We start from the raw sequence: 22,374 nt of genomic DNA, 5'->3' as shown, positions 1-22,374 counted from the left end.
CTTGGCAAGGTCTGCATCGCCGTGTAATTGCATCGCCGATGATCTGTTATTTTAACATCGGCGATCACGCGCGTATGCCATGGCGATTCCATGGTTTGCGCCGCTCGCGTCCGCGCGATCTCTGACCCGCGCCCGACCTCAAAGATTGATCCGATACCCTCCTGTCGACGGAGATGCACAATGACCGGCAAGACGCTTTACGACAAAATCTGGGATGCCCACCTGGTCCATGAGGCCGAAGATGGCACAAGCCTTTTGTATATCGACCGCCATCTGGTGCATGAAGTCACCAGCCCGCAGGCTTTCGAAGGGCTGCGTATGGCTGGCCGCAAAGTGCGCGCGCCCGAGAAGACCATCGCGGTGCCAGACCACAACGTGCCCACGACCGAGGGGCGCGAGAACCCCGAGAACATGACCGAAGACAGCGCGGTTCAGGTCGCGGCTCTGGACAAGAATGCTAAGGATTTCGGGATCCATTATTATCCCGTGACCGATGTACGGCAGGGGATTGTGCATATCGTCGGCCCTGAGCAGGGTTGGACCTTGCCGGGCATGACGGTGGTGTGCGGTGACAGCCATACCGCGACCCATGGTGCGTTCGGTGCGCTCGCCCACGGTATCGGCACGTCTGAGGTCGAGCATGTGCTGGCCACGCAGACGCTGATCCAGAAGAAATCCAAGAACATGAAGGTGGAAATCACTGGGACGCTTGCGCCCGGTGTAACCGCAAAGGACATCACCCTGTCTGTGATCGGCAAGACCGGCACGGCGGGTGGCACCGGTTATGTGATCGAATATTGCGGCGAGGCGATCCGGTCGCTGTCCATGGAAGGCCGTATGACGGTTTGCAACATGGCCATCGAAGGCGGCGCGCGTGCCGGTATCATCGCACCCGATGAGAAGACGTTCGAATATGTGAACGGCCGCCCCCACGCCCCGAAAGGTGCCCAGTGGGAGGCTGCGCTGGCTTGGTGGAAAACCCTCTATTCCGACGATGACGCCTATTGGGACGAGATCGTGACGATCCGCGGCGAAGACATTGCACCCGTTGTGACCTGGGGCACATCGCCCGAGGATGTGTTGCCCATCACCGCCGATGTCCCAGCGGCTGAGACGTTCCAAGGTGGTAAGGTCGATGCGGCGAAGCGTTCGCTCGATTACATGGGTCTGACCCCGGGCACGCCGCTGAACCAAATCGAGATCGACACGGTTTTCATAGGGTCTTGCACAAACGGACGGATCGAAGATCTGCGCGCTGCTGCTGAAATCCTCAAAGGCAAGAAAGTGGCGGTGAAACGCGCGATGGTTGTGCCCGGCTCGGGCCTTGTGCGGGCCCAGGCTGAGGAAGAGGGCTTGGCCGATATCTTTAAGGCAGCTGGATTTGAATGGCGTCTCGCGGGCTGTTCGATGTGCCTGGCGATGAACCCTGATCAGCTCCAACCGGGCGAGCGCTGTGCGGCGACGTCAAACCGCAATTTCGAAGGCCGTCAGGGCCGCGGTGGGCGGACACATTTGATGAGCCCGGCAATGGCCGCTGCCGCAGCTGTCACGGGTCGTCTGACCGATGTGCGCGAGATGATGTAAAGTGAAGGGCGGAAAACGCGTGTTCTCCGTCCCGGATTAGGTGCGTAATCCGGTCTCTGCGGTGTCCAGTGGCTCTGGGATGAAGCGCCGTGCTGACCGGTCGCGACCCAACCCAAAGCACAGGATGATCACCGGCAGCAATCCGACGGCGGCGATGACCAGTGATGGCACCGCCGCCTCGCCCAATCGCTCATCCGCAGCCAGCCGGTGCGCTTGAACCGCCAGCGTATCGTAGTTGAATGGGCGCATGATCAGTGTCGCTGGAAGCTCTTTCATTACGTCGACGAAGACGATCAGCAATGCAGTCATCAATGAAGGCCGCAGGATCGGTAAATGTACCCCGCGCAGCATCGATCTTGGCGTGCGCCCGAGGGTTCGCGCCACGGCATCGACATTGGGGTTAATTGTGGACAAACCCGCATCATAGGCACTAAGCGCGGCGGCCATGAAGCGCACGGCATAGGCCGCCACCAACAACCAGATCGAGCCCGTAATCAGAAGGCCGGTATCGATCCCGAACCGCGCCTCCATGAACGCGTCCAGCGCATTGTCGAACGCGGCGAATGGCACCAGCAGCCCCACCGCGATTACCCCACCTGGAACGGCATAGCCCAGGCTCGCGATCCGAACGGATCCTGCGGACAGGCGCGACGGATGCAGACGCGCATTAAAACCAAGCACCACCGCCGCCGCGACGGTCACAACGGCGGCGGTCGAGGCGAGAACAACCGAGTTTTGTAGAAAGCCCAGATAGCGGCTGGTCAGCAGGTTTCCGGCGTGGTCCCAGCCAAGCGATAACAACAGTCCTACCGGCAGGAGAAAGCCCAAAACGACGGGCAGACCGCAAAATACCAGCGCGCCAAATCCACTCCACCCGCTCAATTCGACCGCCTGCATCGCTTCAAAGCGACGTCCGGCGGCGTGGTGGCGTTGGCCTTTGCGCTGGTTCCTTTCCAGGCTGGCCAAGACCAGCGCGACGATCAGTAAGCATAGCGCCAATTGCGCTGCGGCGCCGCGGTCGAAAAACGTGTACCAGCTTTGGTAGATGCCCGTGGCGAAGGTTTGCACGCTGAAATACGAGACGGTACCGAAATCGGCCAAGGTCTCCATCAACGCCAGCAAAACGCCCCCGGCAATGGCGGGGCGCGCGATCGGAAGGCTGACATGGAAAAATGCGCTCCAAGGTCCATGGCCCAGGGTGCGCGCCGCGATATAGGCGGTTGCGGATTGCTGTAGGAATGCGGCTCGGGTCAGCAGATAGACATAGGGGTAGAGCACGAGGGTCAACATCGCCGCCGCACCGCCAACCGAACGGATCTCGGGGAACCAATAGTCGCGCGGTCCCCATCCCGTCAGGTCTCGCAAGGTGGTTTGAACCCAGCCGGGATGATCCAAGAAATCCGTGTAAGCGTAGGCGAGCACATAGGCCGGGAAGGCAAGCGGCAACGCCAGAGCGATTTCCACGACACGCCGTCCCGGAAAACGGGTAGCGGTCACCAGCCAAGCCGCGCCGGTCCCGATGATCGCGGTTCCGATCCCAACACACAGGATCAGGATCAGAGTTGTGCTTGCATAGCGCGGCAGGACAGTGCTGGCCAAACTCAGCGCGGTGTCGAAGCCACCGGTCGCCGCAGCCAACACAGCCGCAAACATCGGTAGCAGACACATACCCGCCAAGATGGCGGCCAAGGCATTCAAACGTGTGGGACGGAGATGGCGCATGATCCTTGGCGTTTTTGTCAGGATTGCGCTGAATTGCAAGCCTTGCGCGTGTCACACAAGCTTCACTTGGCATTTGCTTTCTATTTCGATATTTCATGAAATATGGAAATAGATTATGCTTCCCACTTTTCAGCGCTTGCCCATCCGCAAAGATTGTCGGTTCTTCGGATGCTTCTGCGCCGGTATCCCGATGCCGTTCCGGCGGGCGAAGTCGCGCAAGCGCTGAATGTGAAATCCAACACATTGTCAGCCTATCTGGCCGCGCTGCGCGCCGCGGGGTTCGTCACTCAAGAGCGCGACGGCACATCCCTGCGCTACGCAGCCAGTCCAGCTGGCCTGAGCGCCCTGTTCGATGGGTTTTTGCGGGAATGCTGCCAGGGCCGACCGGACCTATGCCGAGGCATAGGTGGAGATCTCCAGACAAAAAAGGGGACTGATATGCCATTTCGGGTCTTGTTTTTATGTACCGGAAACTCGGCGCGTTCGATCTTTGCCGAATGCCTTTTGCGGGCAATTGGGGGTGACCGGTTTGAGGTGCATTCCGCCGGAACGCGCCCGGCATCGCAGCTAAACCCGCTTGCCGTGCGGATGCTGGCCGAGAAGGGGCATGAGACCGATGGTCTAAGGGCCAAGCACATGTCCGAATACCAAAACGACGCCAAGGCGGGATTCGATTTTGTGTTCACCGTCTGTGACCGCGCCGCGAATGAAGAATGCCCGGCCTGGCCTGGTCAACCGATCAGTGGTCATTGGAGCACCCCCGATCCGGTTGCCGTCCACGGGACCGAGGCGGAACGGATGCTCGCGTTTCAAACGGCTTATGGGATGCTTCAGAACCGGATTTCCGCTTTTGTTTCGCTCCCCTTGGAAACACTCGACAACCTTGCATTGCAGCACGCGGTGGATGACATCGCCCGGAAGGATTAGACGACATGACGGTTTACGCACTCAATGGCTTGGGACGGATCGGCAAACTTGCCTTGAAGCCATTGTTGGAACGGGGCGCTAAGATCGCGTGGATCAATGATGCGGTTGGCGATGCCGCGATGCACGCGCATTTGCTGGAGTTTGACAGCGTCCATGGGCGTTGGCCCGCAAAGTTCAGCGCGGAGGCCGATGGGATCACTATAGATGATGTTCGGTTGCCGGTTCACACCCACCGCGACCTGTCCGACCTGCCTCTGGACGGCGTCGATGTTGTGATTGACTGTACGGGGGCCTTCAAGACGGAGACAGCGCTGCAACCCTACTTCGATGCTGGTGTGAAACGGGTTGTTGTATCCGCGCCTGTCAAAGATGGGCCGACGGCGAACATCGTCTATGGGGTGAATAACAACACATACGATCCCGCGCAGCATCGGATTGTCACGGCGGCGTCTTGCACCACCAACTGTCTCGCGCCGGTGGTGAAGGTGATCCACGAGGGGCTGGGGATCAAACATGGCTCCATCACAACGATCCACGATGTGACCAATACGCAGACGATTGTCGATCGTCCTGCGAAAGATCTGCGCCGGGCCCGGTCGGCTTTAAATTCTTTGATCCCGACAACAACCGGCTCCGCCACTGCGATCACACTGATCTATCCCGAATTGAAAGGTCGGCTAAATGGCCATGCGGTGAGGGTCCCGTTGCTCAACGCGTCGCTGACGGATTGCGTATTCGAAGTCGAACGCGCAACCACCGACCAAGAAGTCAATGCATTGTTCGAAACCGCCTCAAAAACCAGCCTGAAGGGCATTTTGGGCTATGAGACACGGCCTTTGGTCAGCGCGGATTACACCAATGACACCCGATCCAGTATCATCGATGCGCCATCGACCATGGTGGTGAACGGCACCCAGGTAAAAATCTATGCCTGGTATGACAACGAGATGGGATATGCGCATCGCCTGGTCGATGTTGCCTTGATGGTTGGCCATGGCTGACGCTGCGCAAAAGTCCGACGGTTTGGCTGCCTATATCGCTGTGACGGCGGCCTATTGGGCTTTCATGCTGACCGATGGCGCCCTCAGAATGTTGGTTCTGCTGCATTTCCATACGCTGGGCTTTTCGCCGGTTCAGCTCGCTTATTTGTTCATCCTCTACGAAGTGGCGGGCATCATCACGAATCTATCGGCGGGATGGATTGCCGCGCGGTTTGGCCTTACATCGACGCTGTATGCGGGCCTTGCATTGCAGATCCTGGCTTTGCTGGCGCTGACGCAGCTTGACCCGACATGGAGCGTTGCGGCATCGGTCGTTTTCGTGATGTGCGTTCAAGGCCTGTCGGGTGTCGCCAAAGATCTCGCGAAAATGTCGTCGAAATCTGCCGTGAAGCTATTGGCGCCAACAGGGCAGGGTGGTCTGTTCCGCTGGGTCGCAATCCTGACCGGATCGAAGAATGCAGTGAAAGGACTGGGCTTTCTGATCGGCGCTGCGGCCTTGGCGCTTGTCGGGTTTGTGCCATCGATTTTGGGTATGGCCGCTGTGTTGGCAGTGATCTTATTTGTCATCGTGATGCGGATGCCGCCGGGTCTGCCTATGGGACGGAAGGATGCGAAGTTTTCCGAAATCCTATCCGACAATCCCAACGTGAACTGGCTCTCCGCGGCGCGTGTCTTTCTGTTTGGCGCTCGCGATGTCTGGTTCGTGGTCGGCATCCCCATTTATTTCTATGCGGTTCTGTCCGATGGCAGCACCGAGGGAAACCGTGCTGCGTTTTTCATCATTGGCACCTTTATGGCCGTTTGGATCATTCTCTATGGTGCAGTTCAGGCCGCCGCCCCCAAATTGCTGCGCGCGGCAGTGCGGCCTGAGGGCGAGTTGGTTAAGGCCGCAAAACTCTGGGCTGCAGGTTTGGCCGTCTTGCCGGCAGGGCTCGCCGCGCTGGTGTTGTCAGCGGGTCAGCCCGCGCTTTGGCTAACCGCCACGTTGATTGGAGCGCTGCTGATCTTCGGTGCGGTCTTCGCGGTGAACTCGGCATTGCATTCCTACCTGATCCTTGCGTTCACAAAGGCCGAGCGCGTCACAATGGATGTGGGGTTCTATTACATGGCAAATGCGACCGGGCGGCTCATGGGAACGTTGCTTTCAGGGTTGAGCTACCAGATCGGCGGATTGCCGATGTGTTTGGCCACGGCGGCTGTCTTCTTAGCGCTGTCGGCTGTGTTTGCGGCCCGGCTCAGGCCCGCTTGAAGATCACGGGAAACCAGTCTTTCCGCAGAGCGTCACCCTGCTTCATTTCATGGCCAGGGAATGGCGGGGATGTCTTACCTGGTCGTTCCACATAGCGCGCATCGTCACCCACGAACCGCAACGAAAACGCGCGGCGCCGATCTGTGGCATCGTTCCCGCGCGCGCCATGTAAGGTCCAATAGTGAAAAGCTACCGCATCGCCAGGCTGCAACGCCCATTCGGCGATTGCCATTCCTTCCGCATCCGGATCCGGGACAGGTTGATAGGCATCACTGTCGGGATAGAATGCGTCTTCATTCAGCCAGCGGGTCGGCAGGACTGGTTTTTCCCAAAGATGCGAGCCTAATACGCAGCGCAGAGACGCATCTTTCACTAAATCTACCGGCGCCCAGAAACTGATATTTTGTCGACCGTCGACGAAATAATACGGCCCATCCTGATGCCATGGCGTTGCCTTGGCAGTGCCGGGCTCTTTCACGAGAACATGGTCATGGAAGATTTGTGTTGTGTCGGAACCCATCAGATCTGCGGCAACCTCCCCTGCGGGTGAATGCTCGATCACATCACGAAATTCAGAGATTCGCTGCCAATTGCAGTAATCATCGAAGAACCGTCCGGACTCGCCCGGTTTCAGGTTCTCCGCCGCGTAGGGCCCTGGATCGGCCATGTTGCGCGCAATGCCCTTGCGGATCGTGTCGACATAGTCGGAAAACAAACCACGGATGATCGTCACGCCGTCGCGCTGATAGGCATCGATCATATCCTGGGAGACAAGGCTGTGCATGTCAGAGGGGGACCTTCAACGACCTGCGCGCCGATCACGCAGCGCTAGATCATCACATGCCTTTAAGCTGAGGATCAAGAGCACTGCCTGCTGCATTCGGTTTCTATAAACGCCGGCCAATCCTGGAAAATCGGTCGATCCCCACTCGCAATCAAGGTCCTCCGTCACTAGTATTAACCAAAGACGGTATGCAAATTTTCCCCGCCGAAACGCGGGCAGCCCTGACGTTCGATAGGAACGTTCAAAACAAAGGCCGATGCATGACCGCCGCGATCGAAGGCTACCTCTTCTATGAAATTGCGGCGCTGCTGGTGCTGGCTGCGGGTATCGGATTTGTGGGCCTGCTGCTGCGCCAGCCCCTGATCGTTAGTTTCATCGCCTTGGGCATCATCGCCGGTCCGTCCGTCTTGAATATTGCCCGCTCAGATGAACAGATCGACTTGTTGGCCGAACTAGGGATCGCCGTCCTGCTGTTCCTTGTTGGTCTGAAACTCGATTTCAACCTTGTCCGCACGCTGGGGCCCGTTGCCTTGGTCACCGGGCTTGGGCAGGTTTTGTTCACGACGGTTTTCGGCTTTATCATCACACTTGCGCTTGGGTTTGACGCACGCACCGCACTCTATGTGGCGATTGCGCTGACATTTTCTTCAACGATCATCATCGTCAAACTTCTGTCCGACAAACGCGAGATCGACGCGCTGCATGGTCGGATCGCGCTGGGCTTTCTGATCGTTCAAGACATCGTGGTTGTCATTGCAATGATCTCGCTATCTGCCATCGGCGTTGGCAGTGCGGCTGAGGGAGAGGGCGCTTGGGCGGATGTGCTGCTGGTGCTGAGCTATGGGCTGGGCATGCTCGCCTTTGTCGTCTTTTTCATCCGCTATGTCGCCGATCCGCTGGTCGAACGTCTTTCTCGCGCGCCGGAACTGTTGGTGTCATTTGCCATCGGTTGGGCGGCTTTGCTGGCGGCGGTTGGGCACTACCTTGGTTTCGGGAAAGAACTTGGCGGGTTGCTGGCCGGTGTTTCACTGGCCTCGACCCCGTTTCGCGAGGCAATAGCGGCGCGGCTCGCCTCGCTGCGCGATTTCCTGCTTTTGTTTTTCTTCATTGCCCTCGGCGCATCGTTGGATCTTTCGGTTCTTGGCGCGAGCGTGGGGCCAGCTTTGCTGCTGTCGCTGTTTGTGCTGATCGGCAACCCACTGATCGTTCTCGTGATCATGGGGGCCATGGGATATCGCAAGCGCACCGGATTTCTGGCCGGGTTGACCGTGGCGCAGATCAGTGAGTTTTCCCTGATTTTCATGGCGATGGGTGTCGCTATTGGCCATGTGGCGGATGAGGCGCTTGGCCTTGTTACGCTTGTCGGTTTGGTGACCATAGCCGCCTCGACCTACATGATCACCTTTTCGCACCAGCTTTATAGTGTTTTCGAGCCGGTGCTGGGCATCTTCGAACGGCGTCGCACGGGGGCAGAGCCCGACAGCGGCCCCGAGGCTGATCAGCCCCACGATGTGATCGTGTTCGGCTTGGGGCGCTATGGTCTGGGGATTGCCCACGAGCTTCGCGACAGCGGAAAGCGGGTCCTAGGTGTCGATTTCAGCCCTCAAGCGGTCCGCTACGCCCGCGATCAAGGATATGACACCGTGTTTGGCGATGCGACCGATCCTGAGTTTTTGGCACATTTGCCGCTGAGCCATGCCGATTGGCTGGTGCTCGCGGTGCCGGAGCACGACACCGGAGTGACCCATGATGATCCGCGCCATGCGCTATTGCGGGCGGCACGCGACTTTGACTATCGCGGAAAGATCGCCGTCGCGGCTCATCGCGAGATCACGGCCGAGAGATTGGCAGCGTCAACGGCAGATTTGGTTCTGATGCCCTATCGCGATGCTGCGTTCGCAGCGGCGCGGATGATTGTGGGCGACTCCCATGCTCCAGAGACCGTGGCGGTTGACCCTGACGGCCAGAAGGAGCTTTCCGTATGACCGGATCTGTTGGTGCGCGACCCCGCCGTATCCTGGCCGTCATGAATGAGGACATGGATCACATCGCAGTGCAAAGCGCGGCGGCACTGGCCGATCTGCACGATGCTAGGCTTGACGTCTTTGTTTGCCTCGAGCCACCCGATGACATCGAAGTGCTTGCGCGGCTGTCCAATCGATCGCCAACCGACTTGTTACGCGCCATGCAAGCGCGGCGGCGTGCAGATATCCAAGCCGTTTTGGATACATATCTGCCTGGTCGCGCGATTGAGTTGCATCTACGGACTGGAAAACGCTTTATCGAGGTGATCCGGCATGTGTTGTCGACGGGCACCGATTTTGTGGTCAAGACCGCCGAACCTCTGACCGGGATGCATCGGTTCCTTTACACCAGCACAGATCAGCATTTGCTGCGCAAATGCCCCTGTCCGGTTTGGCTGCAGACGCCGACCGCCAAGCCAATCCCACGTCGTATTCTGGCCGCCGTGGATGTGGATGCCTGGCATGCGGCCGAGCCTGACACCCTGGCATCGCTTAATCGACAGGTCATCGACGTGGCGCGCAATGTTGCGCCGACAAGCGACGCCGAGATCGTTGTGTTGCATGCTTGGGACGCGATTGGCGAAGGGATGGTCTGGGCCTTTTCCGCGACCGAAGGCGCTCGTATCGCCGCAGATGCGTATGTGAATGAGGTTCTGGGTGAGCGCCAAGAGGCAATGCGTGGTCTTATGCGCGAGGTGTCTGAGACCAAGGCCTCAACAGGTGGCGCCAAGCTGGTCACACGCCTGGTACGCGGGGCGCCTGAACAAGTGATCAAAGACCAAAGTCGCGATATTCAAGCCGACGTTGTTGTCATGGGGACGGTTGCGCGCACAGGCTTGAGCGGTGTGTTTATCGGCAACACGGCAGAGAATATCATCAACAGCCTCGAATGCCCGGTGCTTGCCGTGAAGCCCAGCGGATTCGTCAGCCCATTGGCCAGATGACCGGGGCTGGCGTTTGGCGCGATGCCAAATCCGGCCCCCATAACGTCCTCAACCATGAAGACGGCGCCTGCAAGACGTGGTTCAGGCTAGCTTCTGTTGACTGACCAGCACGCCATCGGGATCTGCATAGACCCACATACCGGGCGCGACATTGGCTCCACCGATATCGATGATGTCGCCCACTTTACCGAAACCGTGCTTCGCGCTTTTTACTGGCGATGTGGCAAGCGCGAAAACCAGCATATCCATCATAGCGATCTCCGCGCTATCGCGGATCGCACCGTTTATCACGACACCCACCCAATTGTTCCGGATCGCAAGCGCGGCAAGAATGTCGCCCATCACCGCGATACGCGTGGACCCACCTGCATCAACGACCAGAACGCGGCCCTCGCCAGGTGTTTCCAGTTCTGCGCGTATCGATGTATTGTCCTCAAAGCATTTCACGGTTTGAGCTGGCCCGGCAAAGCTGTGTTTGGCGCCAAAACTGCGAAACGGAAGGTGAATGAGCTTCAGCTCAGCGGCATGTTTATCGATCAGATCGGCGGTTTTCATGATGGTCAAATCCTATGAAATCGGCCTGTGCAAAACGTCATGTTCCAATCTCCATCATTCGCAGCGCCTTTGCGAAGAAGTCCGGGGTCCCGAAATTCCCTGATTTCAACGCCAAGGCGACCGTGTTGTTTGATCCGAGGCTTAGGATCGGCACACCTGGATCAATCTCGGGGCCTATCGCCATGGCAGGTGCGCCAAGTGCGCCTGATAGCGCTTGCGCCACTGCGCCCGAGGTTTCGCCGCCTGCAACCACAATCCGGCGATAGCCGTGCTTTGCAAGTTGCACCGCCGTTTCAGCGAAAAGTGCGTCGAGCTTGTCTGCCACCTGGTCGCGACCGAATTCCGTCTGGAACGCTCGCACGTCATCCGGCGATCCGGATGAATAGGCCAGCGGCGCGTTCCCCTCATGTGCGCGATAGAAATCAATTAGCGTATTCGCTGTGATATCGCCACGCATCACACCTGGCACGTCGATCGCAAATGTCGGATGTCGTTTTGCATGACGATCGATTTGACCACGGGTCGCGCCCGAGCAAGATCCGGCAAGAACAGCCTCAGGTCCCACGATTGGACGAAAATGAGGATCGCGTGCCGGGACAGACCCCGCCCGCAGTATATTGCGCGGCAGACCCAGGGCGATGCCTGAACCGCCAGTGATCAGCCGGGCGTCCGCCAAGACCGTGCCGAGATCCAGCAGGTTCTGATCCGAAATGGCGTCTGCAACGACAAATCGGTGGCCGATCCGCTCCAAAGCCTGACGAATGGTTTCCGGATCCTTCGTGACATCCATGAGAGGCAAATGACCGACAGGTTCAAGCGTCTGATGACCTAACCAACGTCGAATGTCCGGATCTGTCATTGGTGTAAGTGGATGCCGGGCCATCCCGGATTCGTGTAAGGGTTGGTCCCCGACAAAAAGGTGCCCCTGATAAACGGTTCGCCCGGTGGTGGGAAATGCGGGGCAGAAGATGACACGGCGCGCGTCGAGTGCGTCTGCCAGCGCCTCGGCAACGGGGCCGATATTGCCGCCTTTGGTGGAGTCGAAGGTCGAGCAATATTTGAAAACGATCTGTCGACAGCCCTGCGCCAAAAGCCAGTTGAGCGCCGTGATGCTATCGGCAACGGCGGCGTCCTTGGGCGCTGTCCTGCTTTTGAGGGACACCACACCCGCATCGACGTCGCCGGGTGCCGACCGGTCTGGAACACCCGCGAATTGAGCGGTTCTTAAGCCGCCCTCGGGGGAGATCCCTTTGGCGAGTGTGTTTGCGATATCGCTGGCGCCGGTGAAATCATCTGCAATAACCCCGATCAGCATATTTGGCGCCTTTGCATGGTTTCAACGCGGCGGCGAATCTCGGTGATGGCGGCTTCTGGGCTGGTCAGGACCGGGGTCGTGATCCGGCGAAGCACCGCATCGGCGGCGCTCGCCATGGAAAACTGTGCCAACATGATGACGTCAGCCTCGGGGATCTGTTCTGCAGTCTCGGCGATCAATCGGTCATGGGTGACCACATCTCCTGCCCGCTTGGCATCCAGAGCGCCCGCACAGAAATACGAAGTCAACACAGCCTTGCTGCCTTTCGATGCGGCAGCCGTCTTGAACTCGTCTTCCATACCCGCAGCGGCAGGTGGAAAGGTGTAGATCATGGCGATCCGATCACCGTAGCCGAATGCAGCGTTAAACATCGCCTGGTTGGGTTTCATGATGGGTATCAGGCTGTCTTCTGCCGCGTCGTCGATCGCCTGACCAAAGGCTGAGCAGGTGAACAGAATGGCGTCAGATCCCGCACTTTCGGCATATCGCGCAAGGCCGATGATGCGATCCCAGAGTTCCAAAGACAGATCGCCGGATTTTTGGCGATCCACAGAGAGACCCTCTTCCATGATCGAGATGGTCTCCGCCTCGGGCCAATGCGCTTTTGCGGCTGCTTCGATCGGCGCGATGGCGACCCTTGTCGCGTGGATGAGAGCAATCCTTGGCATGATGTCCGGTGCTGTTGAATTGGGGGGTGGCGCCGCTCGAAGGTGACGCCACCCTTTGACCGGACGAAACGTCCGGGGGAGAAACTCAGGCCGCCACCGCCTCACGGGCGACGGTATCCGCCACAAAGCGGCCAAATGTGTCGGTATTGATCGTGCCGCCCAGATCACTGGTACGCTTGGCGGGATCGTCGATCACGGCATCGACTGCTTCGGCAATCGCTTGACCGGCGGCGATCAATTGTGGGTTGGTGCGTTGCTCACCCAGCCAAGTCAGCATCATTGCCGCCGATAGGATCAAAGATGTCGGATTGGCCACGTTCTTGCCTGCGATATCGGGTGCCGATCCATGTTGTGCCTGCGCACAGCATAGACCAGTTTCCGCATTTGCGTTGATCGAACCTGCAAGGCCCAAAGACCCTGATAGCTCCGAGGCCAAGTCGGACAGGATGTCGCCGTAGAAATTCGTGGCGACAACCACATCGTAGGTCTCGGGCTTGCGGACCAGCAACGCCGCAAACGCATCGACGATCAGTTCCTCTGTCTCGACTTGGGGATAGTCCTTCGCAACGTTGCGGAAGCAGTCCAGAAACAAACCATCGGTCATCAGGAAGGAATTCGCCTTGTGTATGGCGGCAACCTTCTTCTTGCGTTGCATGGCAAGCTTGAACGCTTCACGACAAATCCGCATCGATCCGTGCCGCGTGATTTTGCGCACGGACAACGCCATGTTGGGATCAGGCATCATCTCACCCACGCCTTTGAACATGTTGCGGTCGGGGTAAAAGCCTTCGGTCGCCTCGCGCATGATGACCAGATCCATGCCGTTTGCTTTGTTGTCCAGGAAGTCGCGGCTGCGGGCCGGGCGTACATTTGCATAGAGGTCGAGCCCAATGCGGAAACCGGCAGACACATTCCGCCCGCCTTCTGCCACAGGGGGGTAATCCATGTGCGATTGGGTTCCCAAAATCACGCCGTCAAATTGAGTACGCGCGCGATCCAAGACCTCTTCCCTCAGGGTGATGCCATGTTTTTTGAGACTGACGAAACCGGCATCTTCCTCATGAAATGTGATGCCCAAGTCAAAGCGCGCATTGGCGGCCTCTACAACGTCAAGGGTGGCGGCCATGATCTCGGGGCCGATACCGTCACACGGCAATACCATCAGCTTCATCTTTGAACATCCTCCCAGTTTGCTACGCCGTTCACAGCATCTATAGTTGGCCTTTAAGATATTAAAAAGCAATCATCAATAGAAAGTTTTCGTTGCTTGTCGCTGGCTTTGGTAGCCAGAGTCTCTGACGTCATCACGAATATCACTATAAAATAAAGGCTATGGACAATATTCATAACGAAAAAGCCAAGATTGCATTTATGATTGACATCATGCAATTTATTAGACTAATGCACTGCACAAATCAAAAATGCAAAGTGATCTAAGGGAGGATACTATGATCATGCGTCGAACCTTTGTGGCTCTGGCCGCTGTTGCAGTCACGTCCGCCGCGGCTATGCCCGCAAGTGCTGACGATTATCCGTCAGAACGATTGACCTATACGATTGCATTTGGTCCAGGTGGCGGGAACGACCGGATGTCGCGGACGGTTGTCGACATTTTGCGCACCTACGATCTGTATGCCGGGGACATCGTTGTAGAGAACCGCGAAGGCGGAAGCGGGGCCGTTGGGTTCAGCTATGTCGCACGTCAGGCGGGCGATCCCTATCGTTTGACATCCACCAGCGGGAACTTCATCGGGACGCCTCTCGTTGCCGATACCGATTGGAACTATGCCGACTTCACACCGATTGGGCTGTTGGCCAGTGATGCGATGCTTCTTGTCGTGCGCTCGGATTCCGAGTTCGACAGCGTGGATGCCTTTGTTGAGGCGGCCAATGCCGGTCGTGTGACGATTGCGGGCAGTGGCTCTGCTGGTCCCGAACGGGTCACAGCTGCGCTCTTTGCACAGGCCGCGGATATCGAATTCGAATATGTGCCGATTGGCTCTGGCGGTGAATTGGTGACGGCGCTGACCTCGGGCAGCGTGGACGCGGTTGTTGCGAACCCTTCGGAGGTCGCCGGTCAGCTTGAGGCAGGCACGTTGTCGGCCTTGGCATTCTCGGATTCCGCGCGTAGCACCAACAATCCAGATGTGCCCACATTCATGGAGCTCGGCTACGATTTCAGCTTCTCTCTGCCGCGGGGCGTAGTGATGCCGGCAGACTTGGATCCAGATGTTCAACAATGGTGGATTTCGACCCTGCAACAGGTGATCGAGACGCCGGAATGGCAGGATTATCTGGCGGCCAACGGGATGTCAGGTAACCCAATCTGGGGCGATGAATTCGCATCCTACCTTGAAGAAACAAGCACCCAATACCGTGCCACGCTGATCGAAATCGGCGCCATCGAAGAATAGCTCAAGCAAAGCGATGCGGGCGCCCGAGGGTGCCTGCATCATCATCCTGCTTCGGAGGGGAGGTCCGATGAAAAAGTGGTTTGCGGCAACTCTTTTGCTTTTGGCGCTCGGGTACACATTTTACGGGCTTAGTACCCTGACGTTGCTGACGTCATCGGGTCGGCCCGCGGCCGGTTTCTTTCCGTTGGTTGTCGGGGTGCTTCTGGTCATCTCCTGCGCCATAAACCTTTGGGGAGATGCGCGGGACTGGATGAAAGAACGCCAGAGCGGCGTGGCTCCGATCCATCAGGCGGACCCGGAGGCCGAAGCAAAGGCCGATACGTTCGGTGTCGATGCCCACGCCATCGATGGCGGCCCCGAATTCGGTCGCGATGTTGCGATCGTCTTCGTCTATATCTGCGTGTTCGTCGCGATCATGAACCTAGTGGGCGCCCTGATTGCGATGGTGCTGTTCATGCTCGCCTTTCTCTTCACGTTTAACCGGCCGCATGTGGTCAGCAACCTTCTCTACAGCCTGGCATTGCCTGGTTTCCTCTACGGGCTGTTCAAAATTCTACTCAACGCATCCCTGCCGACCGGCCCTTTGGGCTTCTGAAGCGAAAACCGTTCGCTTGAAAGGACAAGCACCATGCTGGCTGACATCGTCTCAAACCTCTCTCTGGGCCTTAGCATCGCGGCATCGCCGCAGGGGTTCTTATTCCTGGTTATCGGCGCCTTCTTGGGTATGATCGTGGGTCTGTTTCCAGGCTTTGGGCCTGCCGCAGGTATCGCGGTATTGATTCCGATGACCTTCGGATTGGAGCCGACCATCGCCATCATCATGTTAGCGGGCATCTACTACGGGTCGATGTATGGCGGCACGATTACGTCAATCCTGATCAATACGCCGGGGGAATCGGCGACCGTCGCCTCGACCATTGACGGTTATCCTCTAGCGCAAAAGGGCCGTGCCGGTCCGGCGCTGGTGATGCAGGCGGTCGCGTCATTTTTCGGTGGCACCATCGGCGTTATTTTGATCACTGCCTTGGCGCCATCGCTGGCGAATTTCGCGGCCTCGTTCGGTCCGTCGGAATACTTTCTAATCATTGCAGTCGGTTTGTTGATGCTGACCACGATGATGGGTGACAATAAATTCAAAGGATTTATCTCGGCGCTCATCGGCTTTGCGGTTGGCACGGTCGGCGTCGATGTGATGAGCGGTCAGCAACGCTACACGTTCGGTTCTCCCGAGCTCATCGGCGGTGTTTACTTCGTAGCTGTTGCCATCGGCCTTTTTGGCATTGGCGAGTTGCTGCACTGCATTTTCAACGGCCAGCACCGTCAACCTGCCAAACGGCTGCGGATCAGCTTTCGAGACAAGGAGTTTTGGCCGTCCAAGAACGACTATCACGACTCTCGCTGGACGTTTTGGCGTGGCTCGGCCATCGGCTTCATCGCTGGCGTCTTGCCGGGGTCCGGCGCAACGCTTGGCTCGATCATCGGCTATTCGGTTGAAAAGAAGATCGCAAAAGATCCTGAAAAGTTCGGCAAGGGCGAGATGCGGGGGCTGGTGGCGCCGGAGGCCGCCAACAACGCCGCGTCGGCCGGGGCCATGGTGCCGCTCCTGTCGCTGGGCATCCCCGGCTCAGGGGCAACGGCGGTTCTTCTGGGCGCATTCCTGATGTGGGGCTTGCAGCCTGGCCCTTTGCTCATCGTAAATGATCCCGAATTCGTCTGGGGTCTGATCGCAAGCATGTATCTGGGCAACATGATCCTGATCGCGATGAGTATTTTTGCCATTCCGCTTTTCGTCAAGTTCCTCGATATCTCCTACGTGAATGTCGTGCCGGTCATCGTCTTGCTCTGCGTGATCGGCGCCTTTGCGATCAACGCCAGCATTGTTGAAACCTGGATCCTCGTGGGCAGCGGACTGATTGGTTTCGCGATGAAGAAATACGGCTACTCACCCGCCGCCACGGTTCTGGCATTGGTGCTTGGGTCGATGGCGGAAGAAACCTTTTTGCAGACCTACATTATCTCTCAAGGCACGATGAGCTTGTTCTGGGATCGCCCGGTCTCTCTCGTCTTGTCTCTCATTCTGCTGGCTGTGATCTTTGTTCCCATCGGCCTCGCGGCGCTCAACCGGGCCAAGCGGGGAAAGGCTGCGGCAGATCGGAACGCGATGTAGGAACGAGGACACTTGGCGCGATGTTGCAAGGACGATGGAAAAATTGCGCGAAACGCCTTACGCATTTGAAGTCTTGGTGCAATTCTAACGCCAGCGGGCAGGGGGACACGCCGCTCCCTTGGCCAAGCGATCGAACAAAAGGTGCCCTCGGCTATGCGAACAAGCGATCTTGCTCAACGGATCTCGAAGCGTCTGTTGCAGGACATCGCGTCGGGCGGCATTTCCTCTGGTCAACATCTCGGTGCGCAGCAGCTTGCGGATCGATATGGCGTGTCACGCACCCCGGTTCGAGAGGCGATGAGCCTACTTGAGACCAGCGGGTTTTTGGTGCGGGAAGCCAATCGCGGCTTCTTCGTGGCAGAGGCCGATATCGCGGCTATGAATGAAGCGCTTGATGCGCAACCAAATTCTGCCGACGACGATTACCATAAGCTGGCCGAAGATTGGCTAATCAACCGCTTGCCGGAAGAGGTGACGGAGCAATTCTTGCGGCAGCAGTATGGGTGGACGAAGGCCCGGACCAGTGAGGTTCTGGTTCGCGCCGCGCGTGAAGGGTGGATCGAGCGCAAGGAAGGCTATGGCTGGCGCTTTCTGCCGGTGGCCAACACGCCTGAAGCGTTTGACGAAATCTACCGCTTTCGCATGGCGATCGAACCTGCCGCGATGCTTGAACCGTCATTCGAGTTGGATCGAAGGATCCTGGCCGAGCAGCGGCGTATCCAAGAGGCGATGCTGGATATGGATTTCAGCGCCGTGCCGGCTGAATCCCTGTTGGAAAACGGTGCGATCTTCCATGAGGAATTGATCAAGCTCTCCGGCAACCCGTTCTTTTTGATGGCGCTGCAACGGGTCAACCGCATGCGTCGGCTGATGGAATATCGCGCGGAAGTGAATCACGACCGTCTGATCGAGCAATGTACCGAGCACATTGAAATCCTCGATCTGCTGGAGGCCGGTGACAATCTGGATGCGTCCCACAAGATGCGGAAGCATCTCAGTGGCGCCTTGAAGCGAAAATCGCCAATTGCCTGGACTTGGGCCGCAGATGCCAGAAAGCCCTCGCAATAGTCACTTTGAGATCGGTGTGCCCTGCGGAGCGTTTCTGAGAAATTGTGTAAGATGCCGCAGAGATCTTAAATGTCATCATATGGTAACGGCAAGGCAAAGAAGCTCAAACACCACTCACAACTGAAACGTTGCCGGATCGGACGACTTCGCTTGGCAATGCGCGAACAAAAATAGGCTGATCTCTTGGTCGGAGTGGCGAGATTCGAACTCACGACCCCTGCCTCCCGAAGACAGTGCTCTACCAGGCTGAGCTACACTCCGACCGTGCATGGCGGGATAGCCTTGGGCGCGGGTCTTGGCAAGAGGGTCAATCCTGTTGATCTGGAGGCACCGGGCCGCGGGATTCTTCGGATAGGAACGGCGCCACGCGTGGTGCGCCTGGTGTGCCAAGCCGCGACCGCGTGCGCAGCACGGGCGTGGTTGTCGATTTGCCGCCGCTGCCCTCCCGCAAGACAATGTATATTCCTGACGCGACGATGATTGCCGAGCCAATGAGCGTCGGGCTTTCGATGCTTTCGTCAAACAGAAGCAGGCCGTAGAGGGTCGCCCACAGAATCTGCGAATATTGCATGGGCGCCACCAGGACCGCTGGTGCCAACCGGTAGGCGAGGATCAGGCAGCTGGTGCCCGCCAAGGCAAAGACGGCCACGACCACCAGGGCGCCCATATCTTGAACCGGCATCGGCTCGTAAACGAACGGCATGGCAGCCCCCATCAAAACGAAGTTCGCCATCATCGGATAGAGGATCAGAACGACCGGGCGTTCATCGCGGCCAATCTTGCGCACCACCAAAGAGGCGAAGGCGCCAGCACAGGCGGCCACAAGGGCTGCGGCGTGGCCAAGCGACAGCTCCGTCGTGCCGGGCTGTAGCACTACGATCACGCCAGCCAATCCCACGACCACGGCGGCCCCGCGACGCCAGCCGACCTTTTCGCCCAGCATCGGGATTGCCAGCAATGTGATCAACAGGGGTGATGCGAAAAGAATGGCGTAGGTCTGTGCCAGAGGCAAAACGCTGAATGCATAGAAGGCGCAGAAGCCGGTGACGACCGCCGCGAAAGTGCGCATCGCCGTCCACCAAGGATGGGTCGGGCGCAGATTCGCTTCGGTCGCATCGCGCAGCAGCGTGAATGTGATGATCGGAAACCCGAACACAACCGAGAAGAAAACGATCTGAAACGGCGAATAAACACCGCCTAGATACTTCACAACCACATCATGGGTCGCGAAAATACCGAAGGCGAGCAAGGCCAAGAGGGGGCCGCGGAGATTCGTAGACACGCGTCATATCCGGCTATTGGGTCACCATAGCCATACGTGTCGCCGCACAACCTGCAAGTGTGTTTTGTGACCTGCCGTATCGGTCAGGATTGTCGAACTTGCAGTGCTGGCCAAACGCTACTGCATGAAGCGGTCGAAATCGTGCCGCTTCACACTGAAATGGACCTTTTCCTCGCGGGTCGCGCCCAGCGTATCGTAGAACTTCAACGCCTCGGGTTGGAAGCTGCCCCAATCCAGTCGAACCGCGCCAACCTGATCAGCGGTCTGCACAAGGTTGCCCATCAGCGCTTTTCCAGCACCAAGACCCCGCGCCTCGGCAATCACAAATAGCTCTTTGAGATAAAGCGCGATGCCATTGGCCGCCGGATAAACCTTCACCCAGGTTGAAAATCCAATCGCCCGCCCATCGTGGAAGGCAAGATCGGCCGACATACCCCGAGTTGCGTGCAGATCGTCTAGGATTTCGGCTTCGATCTCTGGTCGGGCCGGGCCGACTTTGTAGTGATCCAAGCACGCTCGGTACAAAGTAAGGAAGGCATCTTCCTGACCTGGCCCGAATGCGCGCACCTGGATCATGGCAAGTTACGCCGCGAGCTTCGCGATGATCGCGTCGCCCATCTCTGACGTGCTGATCGGCGTGCCGCCGTCGGGGCCCATCAGATCGGCAGTGCGGGCGCCGTCCGCAAGAACCTGTTCCACAGCCATCTCCAGGCGGCTCGCCTCATCGCCGAGGTCGAAGGAATAGCGCAGCGCCATGGCAAAGCTGAGGATACAGGCGATCGGGTTGGCCTTGCCTTGGCCCGTGATATCTGGCGCTGAGCCATGGACGGGTTCATACAGCGCCTTGGGCCGACCGTTTTCCATAGGTGCGCCGAGGCTGGCAGATGGCAGCATCCCGAGAGAACCGGTCAGCATCGCGGCACAATCGCTGAGGATGTCGCCGAACAGGTTGTCGGTCAGGATCACGTCGAACTGTTTGGGCGCGCGCACCAACTGCATCGCGCCGTTATCGGCATACATGTGGCTCAGCTCTACATCGCCATATTCTGCGGCATGGACCTCGTTCACGACATCGCGCCATAGGATGCCGGATTCCATCACATTGGCCTTCTCCATCGAGCAGACCTTGTTATTGCGGCGGCGAGCCAGTTCGAACGCCGAGCGTGCGGCGCGGGCGATTTCGGACTCGGTGTAGCGCTGCGTGTTCACGCCGACGCGTTCATTGCCTTCTTTGTGGATGCCACGCGGCTCGCCGAAATAGACGCCAGAGGTCAATTCACGCAGGATCATGATATCCAGACCCGACACGACATCGCGCTTTAGAGACGAAAAATCGGCCAAAGCGTCAAAGCATTGGGCCGGGCGAAGATTGGCGTAGAGGTCCATTTCCTTGCGCAGACGCAGAAGCCCACGTTCGGGTTTCACGCTGAAATCCAGATCGTCATAGGCCGGGCCACCAACGGCACCCAGAAGAACGGCGTCTACGTGTTGCGCCTGGGCCATCGTCTCATCGGTCAGAGGCGTGCCGTGGGCATGGTAAGATGCGCCGCCGACCAACCCTTCGGACACGGTGAATCCGATCCCGCGGGCCGAGCCGAACCAATCAATGACCTTGCGCACTTCGGCCATCACTTCGGGGCCGATCCCGTCGCCGGGCAGAATAAGCAGTGAACGGTCGGTCATGATTTGGATCCCTCTATCAGCTTGTCGCGCCTGCGGTATCTTGCGGCTCTGGGGGCGTCAAGAAAGCAACGGGGCAATCGCGCGATGCAACGCGCGCCAAACTGCATCGATGCGCGGTTGATGCCGCAGAGCAGGATGCGCGGTCAGCCAAACAGGCAAGACCGGCAATCGCATGTCCGGCAGGATGCGTGAGACGCCAGGCGTCCGATCCGCGACAGCGCATTGGCCGATCCCGATGCCACATCCTGCCGCGACGAAGTTCCAATAGGCCACTTGGTTGTCGGTACAGGTCACAAAGAAATCGCGGTCGACGTTAAATCCCAGATGTCGCATTCCAAGAATGATCTGATCGTTGCGGTCATAGCCAACCATCGCGTGATCGTAGATGTCTTCGGGCTTCGCGGGCGTTCCGTTTGTCGCAAGATAGCTGTCGGCGGCATAGAGCCCCAGCGGCAGGTCCCCCAAATGCCGCGTGATCATATCCAGTTGGTTGGGTCGATACATGCGCAGCGCGATGTCTGCTTCATGGAATAGCAGGTTCTCGGTCGTATCGCTGGCCACCACATCCAGTTTGATTTGCGGATATTCCTCGCGGATTCGAGCGAGGATCGGCGGCAAAATATGCGTCGTGACGAAGATCGAGGCTGTAAGCCGGACCCGACCGGCCAAGGTCGGCTGTTGCCCGGCGGCGACCAGGGACAATCGGCGCATGTTGTCTCGCATCTCGCGGGCGAAGGGCAGAATGCGTTCGCAGAACGACGTGGGGGACAATCCTCGCTGATGCCGTTGAAACAAAGGTTGTCCAAATGCGTCCTCTGCCGCGCGCACGTGGCGGCCAAGGGTTGGCTGGCTTTGCCCACTCTGGCGCGCTGCGGCAGAGAGCGAACCGGCTTCGGCCACGGCAAGCACCGCGCGCATATGCGCCCAATCCAAATCATCCGGCATATCCATTCATAAATGAATATCATATTTCCATTATTCAGCAAT

Annotated in this window: 20 protein-coding genes and 1 tRNA gene; 10 read left to right on the top strand and 11 right to left on the bottom strand. The window is 58.2% G+C overall.

Annotated features, from left to right (window positions below; genetic code table 11):
- Window positions 1-180: 180 nt before the first annotated feature.
- Window positions 181-1,584 (top strand): 3-isopropylmalate dehydratase large subunit, encoded by a 1,404-nt coding sequence (leuC, locus tag V8J82_RS08235; RefSeq protein ID WP_339974066.1) that lies wholly within the window; start codon window positions 181-183, stop codon window positions 1,582-1,584.
- A gap of 36 nt (window positions 1,585-1,620) precedes the next feature.
- Here leuC and V8J82_RS08230 read toward each other — a convergent pair whose 3' ends face one another.
- Window positions 1,621-3,306, bottom strand: coding sequence for an ABC transporter permease (locus tag V8J82_RS08230; protein WP_339974064.1), 1,686 nt, complete (start codon window positions 3,304-3,306; stop codon window positions 1,621-1,623).
- 102 nt (window positions 3,307-3,408) lie between these two features.
- Here V8J82_RS08230 and V8J82_RS08225 point away from each other — a divergent pair, with 102 nt between their 5' ends.
- Genes V8J82_RS08225 through arsJ form a run of 3 tightly spaced genes read left to right on the top strand, consistent with a single transcriptional unit; the run spans window position 3,409 to window position 6,483 of the window.
- Window positions 3,409-4,233, top strand: coding sequence for an arsenate reductase/protein-tyrosine-phosphatase family protein (locus V8J82_RS08225; protein ID WP_339974062.1), 825 nt, complete (start codon window positions 3,409-3,411; stop codon window positions 4,231-4,233).
- A gap of 5 nt (window positions 4,234-4,238) precedes the next feature.
- The gene (locus tag V8J82_RS08220; protein ID WP_339974060.1) at window positions 4,239-5,234 is read left to right on the top strand and encodes an ArsJ-associated glyceraldehyde-3-phosphate dehydrogenase; all 996 of its coding nucleotides are present in this window, start codon (window positions 4,239-4,241) and stop codon (window positions 5,232-5,234) included.
- On the top strand, window positions 5,227-6,483 hold the full coding sequence (arsJ, locus tag V8J82_RS08215; protein ID WP_339974058.1) for an organoarsenical effux MFS transporter ArsJ: 1,257 nt from the start codon (window positions 5,227-5,229) through the stop codon (window positions 6,481-6,483). Before V8J82_RS08220 ends, arsJ begins: the two co-directional genes overlap by 8 nt.
- Here the strand turns inward: arsJ and V8J82_RS08210 are convergent.
- Window positions 6,470-7,267, bottom strand: a complete 798-nt coding sequence (locus tag V8J82_RS08210; protein ID WP_339974056.1) for a phytanoyl-CoA dioxygenase family protein — start codon at window positions 7,265-7,267, stop codon at window positions 6,470-6,472. The two genes, arsJ and V8J82_RS08210, sit on opposite strands and share 14 nt — an antisense overlap.
- Window positions 7,268-7,527: 260 nt before the next feature.
- On the opposite strand from V8J82_RS08210, the gene V8J82_RS08205 reads away from it, so the two are divergent.
- Window positions 7,528-9,252 (top strand): cation:proton antiporter, encoded by a 1,725-nt coding sequence (locus V8J82_RS08205; protein WP_339974053.1) that lies wholly within the window; start codon window positions 7,528-7,530, stop codon window positions 9,250-9,252.
- A complete protein-coding gene (locus V8J82_RS08200) occupies window positions 9,249-10,235 on the top strand; it encodes a universal stress protein (protein ID WP_339974051.1) in 987 nt (328 codons plus the stop codon). Before V8J82_RS08205 ends, V8J82_RS08200 begins: the two co-directional genes overlap by 4 nt.
- 81 nt (window positions 10,236-10,316) lie before the next feature.
- On the opposite strand, the gene rraA is transcribed toward V8J82_RS08200, so the two are convergent.
- The 4 genes from rraA to V8J82_RS08180 form a co-directional block, all read right to left on the bottom strand.
- Window positions 10,317-10,790, bottom strand: a complete 474-nt coding sequence (gene rraA / locus V8J82_RS08195; protein ID WP_339974049.1) for a ribonuclease E activity regulator RraA — start codon at window positions 10,788-10,790, stop codon at window positions 10,317-10,319.
- 37 nt (window positions 10,791-10,827) lie between these two features.
- Window positions 10,828-12,105: a 3-oxo-tetronate kinase gene (gene otnK, locus V8J82_RS08190; RefSeq protein WP_339974047.1), complete on the bottom strand. Its 1,278-nt coding sequence runs from the start codon at window positions 12,103-12,105 to the stop codon at window positions 10,828-10,830.
- A complete protein-coding gene (locus tag V8J82_RS08185) occupies window positions 12,099-12,773 on the bottom strand; it encodes an aspartate/glutamate racemase family protein (RefSeq protein WP_339974045.1) in 675 nt (224 codons plus the stop codon). Before V8J82_RS08185 ends, otnK begins: the two co-directional genes overlap by 7 nt.
- A gap of 85 nt (window positions 12,774-12,858) precedes the next feature.
- On the bottom strand, window positions 12,859-13,944 hold the full coding sequence (locus V8J82_RS08180; RefSeq protein ID WP_339974043.1) for an isocitrate/isopropylmalate dehydrogenase family protein: 1,086 nt from the start codon (window positions 13,942-13,944) through the stop codon (window positions 12,859-12,861).
- A 277-nt stretch (window positions 13,945-14,221) separates the two neighbouring features.
- On the opposite strand from V8J82_RS08180, the gene V8J82_RS08175 reads away from it, so the two are divergent.
- From V8J82_RS08175 to V8J82_RS08160, 4 genes are all read left to right on the top strand, one after another.
- Window positions 14,222-15,187, top strand: a complete 966-nt coding sequence (locus tag V8J82_RS08175) for a Bug family tripartite tricarboxylate transporter substrate binding protein (protein WP_339974041.1) — start codon at window positions 14,222-14,224, stop codon at window positions 15,185-15,187.
- A gap of 67 nt (window positions 15,188-15,254) precedes the next feature.
- On the top strand, window positions 15,255-15,782 hold the full coding sequence (locus V8J82_RS08170) for a tripartite tricarboxylate transporter TctB family protein (protein ID WP_339974039.1): 528 nt from the start codon (window positions 15,255-15,257) through the stop codon (window positions 15,780-15,782).
- A 33-nt stretch (window positions 15,783-15,815) separates the two neighbouring features.
- Window positions 15,816-17,354 (top strand): tripartite tricarboxylate transporter permease, encoded by a 1,539-nt coding sequence (locus V8J82_RS08165; RefSeq protein ID WP_339974037.1) that lies wholly within the window; start codon window positions 15,816-15,818, stop codon window positions 17,352-17,354.
- 153 nt (window positions 17,355-17,507) lie between these two features.
- Window positions 17,508-18,422 carry a GntR family transcriptional regulator gene (locus V8J82_RS08160; protein WP_339974035.1) on the top strand — a complete coding sequence of 305 codons (915 nt, stop codon included), beginning with the start codon at window positions 17,508-17,510 and terminating at the stop codon, window positions 18,420-18,422.
- A 184-nt stretch (window positions 18,423-18,606) separates the two neighbouring features.
- Here the strand turns inward: V8J82_RS08160 and V8J82_RS08155 are convergent.
- The 5 genes from V8J82_RS08155 to V8J82_RS08135 all read right to left on the bottom strand — a co-directional run bounded on the left by V8J82_RS08155 (window position 18,607) and on the right by V8J82_RS08135 (window position 22,338).
- Window positions 18,607-18,683 (bottom strand) — tRNA-Pro (locus V8J82_RS08155).
- A gap of 46 nt (window positions 18,684-18,729) precedes the next feature.
- Window positions 18,730-19,704, bottom strand: a complete 975-nt coding sequence (locus V8J82_RS08150; protein WP_339974033.1) for a DMT family transporter — start codon at window positions 19,702-19,704, stop codon at window positions 18,730-18,732.
- 117 nt (window positions 19,705-19,821) lie between these two features.
- Window positions 19,822-20,280 carry a GNAT family N-acetyltransferase gene (locus V8J82_RS08145; protein ID WP_339974032.1) on the bottom strand — a complete coding sequence of 153 codons (459 nt, stop codon included), beginning with the start codon at window positions 20,278-20,280 and terminating at the stop codon, window positions 19,822-19,824.
- Between the two features lie 6 nt (window positions 20,281-20,286).
- The gene (gene leuB / locus V8J82_RS08140; protein WP_339974031.1) at window positions 20,287-21,387 is read right to left on the bottom strand and encodes a 3-isopropylmalate dehydrogenase; all 1,101 of its coding nucleotides are present in this window, start codon (window positions 21,385-21,387) and stop codon (window positions 20,287-20,289) included.
- 57 nt (window positions 21,388-21,444) lie between these two features.
- On the bottom strand, window positions 21,445-22,338 hold the full coding sequence (locus V8J82_RS08135; RefSeq protein WP_339974029.1) for a LysR family transcriptional regulator: 894 nt from the start codon (window positions 22,336-22,338) through the stop codon (window positions 21,445-21,447).
- Window positions 22,339-22,374 lie beyond the last annotated feature (36 nt).

The sequence above is a fragment of the Gymnodinialimonas mytili genome, assembly GCF_037544085.1.
Classification (GTDB): Bacteria; Pseudomonadota; Alphaproteobacteria; order Rhodobacterales; family Rhodobacteraceae; genus Gymnodinialimonas; species Gymnodinialimonas mytili.
Note: the sequence above shows the minus strand (reverse complement) of the source record. Positions and strands in the feature narration are given on the sequence as shown.